The sequence below is a fragment of the Streptomyces sp. NPDC030838 genome (assembly GCF_055572035.1).
The window spans coordinates 590,480-603,210 of sequence record NZ_JBVIED010000002.1 but is presented as its reverse complement, the minus strand read 5'-3'; the positions used below and the strand labels follow the sequence as shown (position 1 = coordinate 603,210).

General features: G+C 72.2%; 10 protein-coding genes and 1 pseudogene. 3 read left to right on the top strand and 8 right to left on the bottom strand.

From position 1 onward, the window contains the following. The first annotated feature begins 33 nt into the window (after positions 1-33). Positions 34-1,320, top strand: a complete 1,287-nt coding sequence (locus ACZ42A_RS09860; protein WP_468526634.1) for a tetratricopeptide repeat protein — start codon at positions 34-36, stop codon at positions 1,318-1,320. A 21-nt stretch (positions 1,321-1,341) separates the two neighbouring features. Here the strand turns inward: ACZ42A_RS09860 and ACZ42A_RS09855 are convergent, their stop codons facing one another. The 4 genes from ACZ42A_RS09855 to ACZ42A_RS09840 form a co-directional block, all read right to left on the bottom strand. Beyond that, on the bottom strand, positions 1,342-1,830 hold the full coding sequence (locus ACZ42A_RS09855) for a VOC family protein (protein WP_468526633.1): 489 nt from the start codon (positions 1,828-1,830) through the stop codon (positions 1,342-1,344). A gap of 47 nt (positions 1,831-1,877) precedes the next feature. Next, entirely contained in the window at positions 1,878-4,160 is a 2,283-nt protein-coding gene (locus ACZ42A_RS09850; protein WP_468526632.1) for a hypothetical protein, read from the bottom strand. A gap of 135 nt (positions 4,161-4,295) precedes the next feature. After that, positions 4,296-4,988 (bottom strand): DUF3800 domain-containing protein, encoded by a 693-nt coding sequence (locus ACZ42A_RS09845; RefSeq protein ID WP_468526631.1) that lies wholly within the window; start codon positions 4,986-4,988, stop codon positions 4,296-4,298. Positions 4,989-5,380: 392 nt separating this feature from the next. Beyond that, positions 5,381-5,824, bottom strand: a complete 444-nt coding sequence (locus ACZ42A_RS09840; protein ID WP_468526630.1) for a winged helix-turn-helix transcriptional regulator — start codon at positions 5,822-5,824, stop codon at positions 5,381-5,383. Between the two features lie 89 nt (positions 5,825-5,913). Here ACZ42A_RS09840 and ACZ42A_RS09835 point away from each other — a divergent pair. Then, positions 5,914-7,140 (top strand): annotated as a pseudogene (locus ACZ42A_RS09835) (MFS transporter); the annotation flags it as partial. A 32-nt stretch (positions 7,141-7,172) separates the two neighbouring features. Here the strand turns inward: ACZ42A_RS09835 and rarD are convergent. Both rarD and ACZ42A_RS09825 read right to left on the bottom strand, forming a co-directional pair. Then, a complete protein-coding gene (gene rarD, locus ACZ42A_RS09830; RefSeq protein ID WP_468526629.1) occupies positions 7,173-8,180 on the bottom strand; it encodes an EamA family transporter RarD in 1,008 nt (335 codons plus the stop codon). Positions 8,181-8,288: 108 nt separating this feature from the next. After that, positions 8,289-9,143 (bottom strand): SDR family oxidoreductase, encoded by an 855-nt coding sequence (locus ACZ42A_RS09825; protein ID WP_468526628.1) that lies wholly within the window; start codon positions 9,141-9,143, stop codon positions 8,289-8,291. A 96-nt stretch (positions 9,144-9,239) separates the two neighbouring features. On the opposite strand from ACZ42A_RS09825, the gene ACZ42A_RS09820 reads away from it, so the two are divergent. Further along, entirely contained in the window at positions 9,240-9,611 is a 372-nt protein-coding gene (locus ACZ42A_RS09820) for a winged helix-turn-helix transcriptional regulator (RefSeq protein WP_468526627.1), read from the top strand. Positions 9,612-9,641: 30 nt separating this feature from the next. Here the strand turns inward: ACZ42A_RS09820 and ACZ42A_RS09815 are convergent, their stop codons facing one another. Further along, positions 9,642-10,691: a 2-oxoacid:ferredoxin oxidoreductase subunit beta gene (locus ACZ42A_RS09815; protein ID WP_468526626.1), complete on the bottom strand. Its 1,050-nt coding sequence runs from the start codon at positions 10,689-10,691 to the stop codon at positions 9,642-9,644. Continuing rightward, positions 10,684-12,615, bottom strand: coding sequence for a 2-oxoacid:acceptor oxidoreductase subunit alpha (locus ACZ42A_RS09810; RefSeq protein WP_468526625.1), 1,932 nt, complete (start codon positions 12,613-12,615; stop codon positions 10,684-10,686). Before ACZ42A_RS09810 ends, ACZ42A_RS09815 begins: the two co-directional genes overlap by 8 nt. Positions 12,616-12,731: the final 116 nt, after the last annotated feature.

Sequence of the window (12,731 nt, the reverse complement as noted above, 5' to 3'; positions counted from 1 at the left end):
CGACTCGCGGACGCGTTTCGATTGAGGGAACCGATGTCTCGACTCAGCCGCGAGAAGCAGCCGGAACCGCAGCGCCACGGCGCACCTCCGGCGATGCCGATCGACGTCCGTGTCTTCACCGGAGACGGCAGCGGTGCGGGCGCCGGCGCGGTGACGGTCGGCGGGGCGCCGCTCGTCCCCGCGCCCGGCGAGGAACCGCAGCAGGCCGTCCTCAACCACCTCCACCGCATCGCCGCCGCCACCGGCCGGCCCGTCCTCGCCACAATCCACGACGAGCGCATCGGCTACGTCGTCCCGCTCCAGGTCGACCCCGACGGCTCCAGCCACTTCACCGCCCGCCCGGCTCCGACCCACCCGGCGCAGGAGCCCGGCGGTGCCGCCCCCGCCCTGGACGGGGCGACCCAGGTGCTGCGGCTGCCGCAGGAGCGGTCGCCCCAGGCCGAGCCGACGAGGGCCCCCGAGCCACTGGACCACGCGCAGCCCGGTCCCCAGGCCGCACGGCAGCCCCGGCTCCAGGTGACGCCCCAGGTCGCGCAGGACTCCGCGCCCACCTTCCGGCTGAGCGCCGTCCCCGAGCCCACCCCTCAGCCCGCCCCCACCGTCACCCCCACCCCGGGCATGGTCATGCCCCCCACCGGTGCCTTCGGCCCGCCCCCGGTCATGGACGCCGAGCCGCAGCCGGGGCCCGGCATTCCGCCGCGCGCCGAACCGCCCGTTCCTGTCCTCGCCCCCGCCCCCCTCCCCACCCCCGCCCCCGCAGACCCCGACCCCAAGCCCACCCCTCCCCGAGGCTTCGACGCCGTGGCCGAAGCGGTGCTCGGCGACGACACTCCCGAGCCCGCCGCGCAGACCCCCCTCACCGAGCCCCTGGCCCGCATCGGTGAGGCCGTGAAGGAGGGGCGGATAGACGTCGCGTCCGCGCTCGCCGAGCAGGCCCTGGGGGATGGCGCGGCGATGCTGGGTCCGGACCACCCGGAGGTGCTGCGGCTGGGTGAACTGGCCGCTTACGTCGCCTACTTGGCCGGTGATCCGCTCCGTGCCTTCCGGCTCTCCGTCGACCTGGTGCACGCTCGGCGCCGTACGGGCGACGCGGAGGCGGCGTACGGCAACGTCCAGAGCGCGGCGACGGCCTGGCGCGCCGTACGCGACCCGCTGCTCGGCCTGGATCTCGGGCACGAGCTGATCGCCCTGTGGACGGGTCTCGCCGCCGAGCCCGGACCGGCCGCCGAGGACGCCGAGCAGCTGGAGTCGGCGCACAGCCGTATGACCCGCTTGACGGCACGCGCCCGCAAGGCGGCCGGTCAGCAGCCCGCGGAGTGATCCGAGGCCCGTCAGGTCCCGCTAGTGCACGCAGAACTCGTTGCCCTCCGGGTCCGCCATCACCACCCACTGCCCGGACGGTTCCTTCACCTCGCGCAGCACGCCCGCGCCCAGCGCTCTCAGGCGTTCCACCTCGGCCTCTCGGCGGCCCTCGCCCGGGTGCAGGTCCAGGTGGAGCCGGTTCTTGCCGGTCTTCGGCTCGGGGACGCGCTGGAACAGCAGGCGGCGGCCGAGGCCGGTGCCGCTGTCCTCGTCGTACGGGTCGTCGGGGTGCCGTACGGCGATCAGATCGCGGAAGGCGGGGCGGCCGTGGAAGTCCACCGTGGCCTCGGCGGGCAGCGCGCCGAGGTCCAGCAGCCGCCGGACGAGCGCGCTGTTGTCCTCGGCCAGGTAACCGAGCGCGGCGGCCCAGAAGTCGGCCTGGGCGTGGGGGTCGTGGGCGTCGATGACGAGCTTCCAGTGCACGGGTGCGGGCGCGGGTGCGGGCGCCTCGGCTGACTCATCTGTCATGCCCTCAGTTATAGAGCCGGGCACTGACAACGGCCCGGCCTGTCGGCTCAGGCGTCCGTGTCCGCCAGGTCGTCGGCGTGCTCCGCCGCCTCGGCCTCCTCGTCGTCGTGGTCCTCCGTGTCCTCCGAGGTCTCCGGATTGTGGTGGCGGAGCGCGGCCAGGATGTCCACCGCCGTGTCCATCAGCTTCGACCACTCCTCGGTGTCCCCGAGCAGCGGGGGGAAGGTCCGCTGGGTGCCCAGGCCCTCCAGGACCCGCAGTGATTCCAGCGCCCCGTCCAGCTGCCGGGCCAGCTGCCGCCGCTCCTCCTCGATGAGGCGTGCGGGGGACGGCGGCCGCACCGGCGCCGGCGGCGGCAGGGCCGGGCCGGCCGGCTGGGCGGGGAGCGCGGTCATCGGCGGCGGGAACGCGCCGCCCGAGCTCACCGCGCCCGACTGCCGCAGCATGTCCTGGATCTTCTGGTCCGCGCGCTCGGGATCCGCGGCGTACACCACGTCCCACGTGGTCAGCGCCCGCTCGGCGCCCCCGTCGCGGGCGATGCGGTCGGGGGCGTCGAGGTCGACGGCGACGTGCTGGTAGGGCGGGGTGACGGCGCCGGGGCCGAGCCGGGGGCGGGCGCTGGTGTTGCCCGGCATGGTCCCGGACCGGAACCGCTGGGCCGCGTGGGCGAGCAGCCACAGGCCGGCCGCGTTGTCCCGCCCGGCGAGCCCGCCGATGACGACGGAGACGTCGGCCCGGAACGGCACCTTGCCCGTCTGCCGGACGGCCGCCACCGCCGAGCCCACGTTCCGGGTGAGCAGCTTGTCCGCGATCAGGGCGATGCCCCCGGCGACGGCGAGGGTGCAGCGGGCGTCGGCGTCCCCCTTGAGCGCGGGTTCCACCAGGCTGGTGAAGTCGTCGGTCGGCACCGGATGCCAGCCGTCGGCGAGGACGTCCGCGCAGAGCACACCGCCGTTGCTCCAGGCGTTGCGGGCCTGGGCGAGCGCGGAGCCCTTCTCGGAGCGCCAGGGCAGGTCGATGACGGGGCCGAGGAGCCCGGCGTAGCCCTTGGTCGACATACGGCGGTCGTTCTTGATGTCCTTGGCGCGGGCCTTCAGCTCCTCGTGCAGCGGGGGGCGGGTGAGCGCGTGCACCAGGTAGACCGCCCGCCACAGGGCCGTGCCGGGGATGCGCGGGTCGTCGAAGACGTCGGGCACGGCGGTCTCGTGGAGTCGTCCGGTGGCCAGCGCGTGCACGTCCTGGAGCAGCTTCTCCATGCCCCATTCGGCGGACCGGGTCTGGGCGACGAGCTTGAGCGCCCGGGTGGCGACCTCGACGTTCTGGGCGGCGTCGTCCCAGGGTTTGAACTCGACGTGCACGGAGGCGAGGATCGAGCGCAGAGCGTCGTCGAAGACGTCCTCGACCCGGAGCGCGCTCAGCTCGTGTCCCTCGATGCCGACGGCGATGTGCGCGGGAACCAGGTACGTCTGGGCGATCCGGACGGTCCGGTCGGCGACCGCGCCGGTGGCCCCCGCGGCGTCGATCGCCGTGCTGAACTCCTCGTGCAGCCGCCTGCGGTACTCCTCCCGGCCGAGCGCGAGCCGCTGGGTGAGCGGCTTGCGGGGCTCGCCCGCCGACTGCCGGCGCTCGGTGAGCAGGGCGTTCGCGGCTTCCTCGGCGACCTCGTCGTTGCTCAGTCCGGCGCCGCCGAGCACCTTCCAGGCGCTCGCCAGCCGGGTGATGCCGTCGCGCGCGACCAGGGCGGTCACCGGCTCGCTGTGGTCCTCGAACTCGAACACCACCGGGTGCACGATCAGCGCCCGGGTGACCCGGCGGGCCAGGATCGACTCGGCGTAGGAGTTGCGGTGCAGGGTGACGGAGAGGGTCTGCCGGACGTGTTCCCACAGGTGGTCCCGGTTGCGGTAGCGGTAGCGCAGCAGGGCGAGCGGGCGGTCGCCGTCGGCCTCGCCGATCACCTTCGGGTCGTCGATGTCCAGCTTCTCCTGGCTGGTGCGCGGCTGGATGCCGGGGAACAGCTCGCTCAGCCACACCCGGGAGTGCACGGACCGCAGGGTGGCCCCGTCGACGTGTTCCTCCAGCAGCAGACCGGATCCGTCGCTGGTGGGCGGGCGCAGCTGGTGGGCGACGAGGGCGGGGGCGGTGCTGGCCCGGGCCACCGCGTGCCAGGCGTCCTCGGTGAGTCCGGCGAGCGGGTTGGCGGCCCCCGCGCGGACGAGTTTGGCGCGGTCGTCGACGGCGGAGGCCGCGGGCAGGATGCGCGGGAAGTCGGAGACGACGACCGTCTCCTTGCCCCACCCCACTGTGATCGGGCGGCTGGTGGGCTTCGACATGGACCCTCCGTGGTGGGTGGTAGGTGTGGAAGACTGGACGTGCGGTTCTGGCCCGGGGAACCGGGTCCAGGTCCGGCCCGGCTGGACCCCGGCCGCGTGCTGGGGTCCAGCCCCTTCTTCGGGCGCGGCGCGCCGCTACAGCGCGCGCGGGCCGTCGGCGCCGGGCAGCACGGTGCCGAACCAGTCCCACATGAAGCGCCGGTTCTCCTTCTTGGCGATGTTCTGGTGGGCGGCGTAGGCCACCATGTCGGCCGCCTGGAGCAGATGGTTCTCGCGGGCGGGCAGGAACAGCGGGTCCCCGAGGACACGGCGGCCGGCGTCGGGCAGGTCCCGGTGCGCGCGGCGCAGGGAGTCCTCGGTCCCGTCGCCGTCCACGATCAGCACGCCGTGGTGGCCGGTCGCCTCCAGTTCGGCCTGGATCTGCCGCAGCAGGGCGGCGTACAGGCCGGGCCGGTCGCGGGCGTAGTCGTCGGTCTCCCGGTAGACCGCAAGGACCCGGACGCCGGTGAAGCGGGCGACGGTGTGCAGGCCGCGGAGGATCACCTCGCGGGCGTGCCGGCGGTGCTGTTCGCGGTCGCTGCTGCGGGCGCGGTGGACGTACCGGCCGCGGGCGCCGGCCAGTTCGTGGGAGTGCAGGGCTGCGGTGGCCGGTATCAACAGGCGGGCGTCGGCGGCGAGTTCGGCGCGGAAGCCGAGCCAGCCGGTCAGCGCGTCTGCACTGTGCGCGAGGTCGATCCCGAGGGCGGCGAAGGACACGAGCCGTCTGCCGTCGCCGGAATCGTCGACGTAGTAGAGCCGCAGCGGTGCCGCTGCTGCCGTGATGGTCATAGGTGCGACCAACTCCGCGGAAGCCACATTCGGGCCGCTTCCGGCGCCATCGCCGGACCCGTCCTGTACGGCGGCAGTCCGCCGGAGCAGGGCGTGGGGGACTCCTTCACCACGCGCCACGCCCCGTCCATCCCACCGCGGCGGTCACCGCTCGACGGACGATCAGGCTTCGTGGGAAGCGCCACCCCCGCCAGCGGAAGCCGGTGCCGGGGCATGCCCCGGCGATGGCCTCCGGGACTGTTCCCGGCCCCATACGACGATGTGTCTGCACAGTGCGTTCACCGCAACGATAGCGCCCTGTGAGGGCTTCGTTGCGTCAATTGGCAGGAGTGCAACGGCAGTTCGGGTGAGATCGTCAGCCGCGCCGTCCGCTGCCGCCCGCCGGGCTCCGGTTAGGACGCCCGCGCCGGTGCCGTCTCGCGGGCGTCGTAGGCGGCGCGGGCGGCGGCGATCTCCTGCTGGTGCTCCTCGGTCCAGGTCACCAGGGACCGGATGGTGGTGTGCAGGGTGGCGCCGAGCGGGGTGAGTTCGTACTCGACGCGCGGCGGCACCACCGGGTGGACGGTCCGCCGGACCAGGCCGTCGCGCTCCAGCTGGCGCAGGGTGACGGTCAGCATGCGCTGGCTCACGCCGTCGATCTCGCGGCGCAGTTCGGTGAAGCGCAGCCGCCGGTTCTCCAGCAGGGCGATGACCAGCAGGGACCACTTGTCGGCGATCCGGTCGAGGATCTGCCGGACCTCGCAGCCCTCCCGGGTGTCCCACTGGAAGGGATCGCTGTCCCCGTGGTCCACGGTGCTCGCGCAGTTACTCGGTGACTTAGAAGTGCCTACTTCCATGTTCGTCGATACTGCCGGAGGCTGGCGGTGGTTACAAGAGGGAACCGACCCTCACTCCCGTAACTCCCCCTACTCCCTGGAGTGTTGTCATGGGCACCCGCGCCTGGGCCCTGTTGCTCGTGCTGTGCGGAACGATCTTCCTGGAGGGCATCGACGTCGCGATGATGGCCGTCGCGATCCCGTCGATCAGAGCCGATCTGGCGCTGTCGACCGGAACCGCGGCCTGGGTGATGAGCGCGTACGTCCTCGGGTACGCCGGCTTCACCCTGCTCGGCGGACGCGCCGCCGACCTGCTCGGCCGCCGCCGGATGTTCCTGGCGTGGCTGGCGGTCTTCCTGCTCTTCTCCGGGCTCGGCGGATTCGCCACCGAGGGCTGGATGCTGGTCGTCGCCCGGTTCGTCACCGGCGTCGCGGCGGCCTTCATGACCCCGGCCGCGCTGTCCCTGATCACCACCTCCTACGAAGAGGGCCCGCAGCGCAACAAGGCCCTGCTGGTCTTCGCGGGCACGGCGGCCGGCGGCTTCTCGCTGGGCCTGGTCATCGGCGGACTGCTCACCGCGGGCCTCGGCTGGCGCTGGGTGTTCTTCGCGCCGGTGCTGCTGGCGGGCGCGCTGCTGGTCGCCGCGGTGCGGCTGGTCCCCCGGCAGGACGGCACGCCGAGCCGCGAGGACGGCACACCCCGCCGCGAGGGCGGCTTCGATCTGCTCGGCGCGGTCACCGCAGCGGGCGCCATGCTGCTGGCCGCCTACACGGTCGTGCGCCTGGAGCACGGGCTGCACGACTGGCCGCTGACCGCCGCAGCCGGGGCCGCCGCGCTGCTGCTGGCCGGCGTCTTCGTCGCGGTGGAGCGGCGGGCGGCCGCGCCGCTGGTCCGGCTCGGCCTGCTGCGGCAGGGCTCCGTGGTGCGCGCCGACCTCGGAGCGCTGCTCTTCGTGGGCGCGTTCTTCGGCTTCCAGTTCGTGGTGACGCTGTACCTGCAGGAGCTGCGCGGCTGGTCGGCGCTGCAGACGGCGGTCGCGCTGGTGGTGATGGGCTGCGACGCGATCCTGGCGCCGACCCTGACCCCGAGGCTGGTCGCCCGCTACGGCAACGCGCGCGTCATCCTCGGCGGCTTCGCGCTGGCGGTGCTCGCCTACGCGCTGTTCCTGCCGGTCGGCCCGGACTGGTCGTACGCCGCCATGTTCCCGACGCTGATCATCGCGGGTACGGCGTTCGCGCTGGCCTACGGGCCGCTGACGATCGCGGCGACCGACGGGGTCGCGGAGGAGGAGCAGGGCCTGGCCGGCGGGCTGCTGAACACCGCGACCCAGTTCGGGTCGGCGATCGGGATCTCGGCGGTGACCGCGGTCTACGGCTTGGCGTCGACCGGCGACGGGGACGCGCTGTCGGCGTTCCGCACGGCGCTGGTGGTGCCGGTCGTGATGGTGGTGCTGGGCACGCTGGTCGCGTTCCTGAGCGTGCGCGCCGCCCGGCGCGCGGTGCGCAGCGCGTCCCAGGTGAGCAGCGACAGCGCCAGCCAGACCAGTGCGAACCCGGCCCAGCGCTCGGGCGGCATGGCCTCGTTGAAGTAGAGGACGCCGCACAGGAACTGGAACACCGGGGCCAGGTACTGCAGCAGGCCGATGGTGGACAGGGGCACGCGGATCGCGGCCGCGCCGAAGCAGACCAGCGGCAGCGCGGTGACGATGCCGGTGGTGGCGAGCAGCGCCGCGTGCCCCGGGCCCTCGGTGGTGAAGGTGGAGTCGCCCTGCGCGGTCAGCCACAGCAGATAGCCGAGGGCGGGCAGGAACTGGATCGCGGTCTCGGCGCCCAGCGACTCCAGGCCGCCGAGGTTGACCTTCTTCTTGATCAGGCCGTAGGTGCCGAAGGAGAAGGCGAGGGCGAGCGAGATCCACGGCGGGCGGCCGTAGCCGACGGCCAGCACGAGGACCGCCACGAGGCCGATCCCCACCGCCACCCACTGCACAGGCCGCAGCCGTTCCTTCAGCAGCAGTACGCCCAGCGCGATGGTGACCAGCGGGTTGATGAAGTAGCCGAGCGAGGCCTCGACGACCCGGTCGTTGTTCACGGCCCAGATGTAGACGCCCCAGTTGACGGCGATGACGGCCGCGGCGGCCGCGATGAGCGCGAGGCGGCGCGGCTGCCGCAGCAGCTCACCGGCCCACCGGAAGCGACGCAGCACGAGCAGCACCGCGGCGACGACGACGAGGGACCACACCATCCGGTGGGCGAGCACCTCGGCCGCCCCGGCGGGCTTGAGCAGGGGGAAGAAGAGGGGGAACAGCCCCCACATCCCGTACGCCGCGAAGCCGTTCAGCAGGCCTGTCCGCTGCTCGCCCCTGGACTTCCCGGCCACGGCTCCTCCTTCGTGCATGCGCCTCGACTGCACGAAGGTAGCGCCCGGCACCCCTGCCTGTCATGCCCGTATCGCCATACGGTCATGACAGGCACGCGGGGTGAGGCCTCAGCTCTCGAGCGCGGCGGCGACGGCCTCGGCGAGCGGGGTGGTCGGGCGGCCGGTCAGCCGGGAGAGGTCGCCGGTGGTGATCTCCAGCTCGCCCTTCTCGATGGAGACGTCCACGCCGGCCAGGATGGCGGCCAGCGGCTCGGGCACGCCGGCGCCGGTCAGGATGCCCGTGAGGACGTCGGCGGAGACGGCGTTGTAGACGATCTCCTTGCCGGTCCGCCGGCTCAGCTCGGCGGCGTACTCCGCGAAGCCGAACGACGTGTCGCCGCCCAGCTCGTACGTCTGGTTCTCGTGCCCCTCACCGGTCAGCACGGCCACCGCGGCGGCCGCGTAGTCGGCGCGGGACGCCGCCGAGATGCGGCCGTCGCCCGCGGCCTGGACGACTGCGCCGTGCGCCAGCACCGGGGCCAGGTTCTCGGTGTAGTTCTCGAAGTACCAGCCGTTGCGCAGCAGCGCGTAGGGCACGCCGGAGGCCAGCAGGATCTCCTCGGTGGCGCGGTGGTCGTCGGCGAGCGCGGCGGTCAGGCTGCCGGGGGCGCTGGTGTAGGCGAGAAGCGCGACACCGGCCGCCTTGGCGGCGTCGATGACGACCTTGTGCTGGGCGGGGCGGCCCTTGTCGAACTCGTTGCCGGAGATCAGCAGCACCTTGTCGCCCGCGGCGAAGAGCCCGTCGAAGGTCTCGGGCGCGTTGTAGTCGGCGACCGCGAGGCGCACGCCGCGCGCCGCGAGGTCGGCGGCCTTCGCCTCGTCCCGCACGACCGCGGTGATCTGCTCGGCGGGGACCTTCTCCAGCAGCTGCCCGACGACGTGACGGCCGAGCTTTCCGGTGGCTCCGGTGACGACGATGCTCATGGTGCACAACTCCTTGGGGGATTGATTGCCTCTGGCACTAACCCTAGGAAGAGCGCTAACTATGCGAAAGTACCCACTTTGAAGTAAGGTACTGGCATGGCGGTAAGTGAATGGCGGAGCGACGGCGAGGCGATGTGCCCCTATCGACTGGTGCTGGAGCACGTCACCAGCCGCTGGGGCGTCCTGGTACTGATCCAGCTGCTGGAACGCCCGCACCGGTTCAGCGAGCTGCGGCGGGCGATCGGACGGGTCAGCGAGAAGATGCTCACCCAGACCCTCCAGACACTGGAGCGCGACGGCCTGGTCCATCGCGACGCCAAGCCGGTCATCCCGCCCCGCGTCGACTACTCCCTGACCGGGCTGGGCCGCGAGGCCGCCGAGCAGGTGCGCGCGCTGGCGGCATGGACCGAGCAGCGGATGGCCGAGGTCGAGCGAGCCCGCCGGGCATACGACGAGGCCCGGGCCTGAGCCCGGGCCTCACCGCGTCTCGTACGTGACTCAGCCGACGACCGTCCACGTGTCGCCGCCCGCCAGCAGCGCGGCCAGGTCGCCCTTGCCGTTCTGCTCGATGGCCGTGTCCAGCTGGTCCGCCATCTGTGTGTCGTAGACCGGCCGCTCGACCGAGCGGAAGACACCGATCGGGGTGTTGTGCAGGGTGTCCGGGTCGGCCAGCCGGGACAGCGCGAACGCGGTGGTCGGGGAGGCCGCGTGAGCGTCGTGGACCAGGATGTCCGCCTCGTTCTCCGGGGTCACGGCGACGACCTTGAGATCCGCGGTGGCCGGGTCCCGTACGACGCCCTTGGCCAGGTCGCGGCCGAACCGGATCGGCTGCCCGTGCTCCAGCCGGATCACCGCGTCCTCGGCCGTCTGCTTGTCCTTGAGGGCGTCGAAGGCGCCGTCGTTGAAGATGTTGCAGTTCTGGTAGATCTCGATCAGCGCCGTGCCCGGGTGGGCGGAGGCCTGGCGCAGCACCTCGGTGAGGTGCTTGCGGTCGGAGTCGACCGTACGGGCCACGAAGGAGGCCTCCGCGCCCAGCGCCAGCGACACCGGGTTGAAGGGCGCGTCCAGGGATCCCATCGGCGTCGACTTGGTGATCTTCCCGACCTCGGAGGTGGGGGAGTACTGGCCCTTCGTCAGACCGTAGATCCGGTTGTTGAACAGCAGGATCTTGAGGTTGACGTTGCGGCGCAGGGCGTGGATCAGATGGTTGCCGCCGATGGACAGCGCGTCGCCGTCGCCGGTGACCACCCACACGCTCAGATCGCGGCGGGAGGACGCCAGGCCGGTGGCGATGGCGGGGGCACGGCCGTGGATGGAGTGCATCCCGTAGGTGTTCATGTAGTACGGGAAGCGGGAGGAGCAGCCGATGCCGGAGACGAAGACGATGTTCTCGCGCGCCAGGCCGAGCTCCGGCATGAAGCCCTGCACGGCGGCGAGGATCGCGTAGTCACCGCACCCGGGGCACCAGCGCACTTCCTGATCGGACTTGAAGTCCTTCATGGACTGCTTGGCCTCGGCCTTGGGGACCAGCTTCAGTGCCTCAGTCATCGATGGCCTCCTTCAGGGCCGTGGCCAGCTGCTCGGCCTTGAACGGCATGCCGTTGACCTGGTTGTAGGAGCGGGCGTCGACCAGGTACTTCGCCCGGATCAGGGTGGCGAGCTGGCCGAGGTTCATCTCGGGGACGACGACCTTGTCGTAGCGCTTCAGCACCTCGCCGAGGTTGTTCGGGAAGGGGTTGAGGTGGCGCAGGTGGGCCTGGGCGATCTCGGCCCCGCCCGCGCGCAGCCGGCGGACGGCCGCGGTGATCGGCCCGTAGGTGGAACCCCAGCCGAGGACCAGCGTCCTCGCGCCGGTCGGGTCGTCGACCTCCATGTCCGGGACGTCGATCCCGTCGACCTTGGCCTGCCGGGTGCGGACCATGAAGTCGTGGTTGGCCGGGTCGTAGGAGATGTTGCCCGTGCCGTCCTGCTTCTCGATGCCGCCGATCCGGTGCTCCAGGCCCGGGGTGCCGGGGACCGCCCACGGGCGGGCGAGGGTCCGCGGGTCGCGCTTGTACGGCCAGAAGACCTCGGTGCCGTCGTCCAGGGTGTGGTTCGGGCCCTGGGCGAACTGCACCTGGAGGTCCGGCAGCTCGTCCAGCTCCGGGATCCGCCATGGCTCGGAGCCGTTGGCCAGGTAGCCGTCGGAGAGCAGGAAGACCGGAGTGCGGTACGTCAGGGCGATCCGGGCCGCCTCCAGGGCGGCGTCGAAGCAGTCCGCCGGGGTGCGCGGCGCGACCACCGGGACCGGTGCCTCGCCGTTGCGGCCGTACATCGCCTGCAGCAGGTCGGCCTGCTCGGTCTTGGTGGGCAGGCCGGTGGACGGCCCACCGCGCTGGATGTCCACGATCAGCAGCGGCAGCTCCAGCGAGACGGCGAGCCCGATCGTCTCCGACTTCAGGGCCACACCCGGGCCGCTCGTCGTCGTCACCGCCAGCGACCCGCCGAAGGCGGCGCCCAGCGCGGCACCGATGCCGGCGATCTCGTCCTCCGCCTGGAAGGTGCGGACGCCGAAGTTCTTGTGCTTGCTCAGCTCGTGCAGGATGTCGCTGGCCGGGGTGATCGGGTACGAGCCCAGGAACAGCGGCAGATCCGCCTGCCGGGAGGCGGCGATCAGGCCGTACGACAGGGCCAGGTTCCCGGAAATGTTGCGGTAGGTGCCCACCGGGAAGGCCTTCGTCGCCGGTGCCACCTCGTAGGAGACGGCGAAGTCCTCGGTCGTCTCGCCGAAGTTCCAGCCCGCCCGGAACGCGGCGATGTTGGCCTCCGCGATGTCCGGCTTCTTCGCGAACTTGCTGCGCAGGAACTTCTCGGTGCCCTCGGTCGGCCGGTGGTACATCCACGACAAGAGGCCGAGCGCGAACATGTTCTTGCTGCGCTCGGCCTCTTTACGGGTGAGGTCGAAGTCCTTCAGGGCCTCCACGGTCAGCGTGGTCAGCGGCACCGGATGCAGGCTGTAGCCGTCCAGCGACCCGTCGTCCAGCGGGCTGGTGTCGTAGCCGACCTTCTGCAGCGCCCGTTTGGTGAACTCGTCGGTGTTGACGATGATCTCCGCGCCGCGCGGCAGATCGCCCACGTTGGCCTTCAGGGCCGCCGGGTTCATCGCGACCAGCACGTTCGGCGCGTCGCCCGGGGTCAGGATGTCGTGGTCGGCGAAGTGCAGCTGGAACGACGAGACGCCCGGCAGCGTGCCGGCGGGCGCCCGGATCTCGGCCGGGAAGTTCGGCAGCGTGGACAGGTCGTTGCCGAAGGACGCGGTCTCCGAGGTGAAGCGGTCACCGGTGAGCTGCATACCGTCACCCGAGTCCCCCGCGAACCTGATGATCACTCGGTCGAGGCGGCGGACGTCCTTGGTCCCCGCCGCCGGTTTGCGCTGCTCTCCCACGACGGCTCCGTCGGCCTGCTCCGCTGGGCTACTGACCTGGCTCGTCACTGCTCTGGACCTCCCTAGAGGCGGCTGTCGGGGAGCGGCCTTCCCACAGGCGTTCCCAGGATCAACCCTACGACCGGGAGCGGCGCGTGCCGTCGGTAATTCGACCGAAGACCATC

What these genes read in the sequence shown, in the direction of transcription:
- ACZ42A_RS09855 (WP_468526633.1), bottom strand. Translation starts at nt 1,830, where the DNA reads ATGACAGATGAGTCAGCCGAGGCGCCCGCACCCGCGCCCGCACCCGTG.
- ACZ42A_RS09845 (WP_468526631.1), bottom strand. Translation starts at nt 4,988, where the DNA reads ATGACCATCACGGCAGCAGCGGCACCGCTGCGGCTCTACTACGTCGAC.
- ACZ42A_RS09815 (WP_468526626.1), bottom strand. Translation starts at nt 10,691, where the DNA reads ATGACTGAGGCACTGAAGCTGGTCCCCAAGGCCGAGGCCAAGCAGTCC.
- ACZ42A_RS09850 (WP_468526632.1), bottom strand. Translation starts at nt 4,160, where the DNA reads ATGTCGAAGCCCACCAGCCGCCCGATCACAGTGGGGTGGGGCAAGGAG.
- ACZ42A_RS09840 (WP_468526630.1), bottom strand. Translation starts at nt 5,824, where the DNA reads ATGGAAGTAGGCACTTCTAAGTCACCGAGTAACTGCGCGAGCACCGTG.
- ACZ42A_RS09860 (WP_468526634.1), top strand. Translation starts at nt 34, where the DNA reads ATGTCTCGACTCAGCCGCGAGAAGCAGCCGGAACCGCAGCGCCACGGC.
- ACZ42A_RS09820 (WP_468526627.1), top strand. Translation starts at nt 9,240, where the DNA reads ATGGCGGTAAGTGAATGGCGGAGCGACGGCGAGGCGATGTGCCCCTAT.
- ACZ42A_RS09825 (WP_468526628.1), bottom strand. Translation starts at nt 9,143, where the DNA reads ATGAGCATCGTCGTCACCGGAGCCACCGGAAAGCTCGGCCGTCACGTC.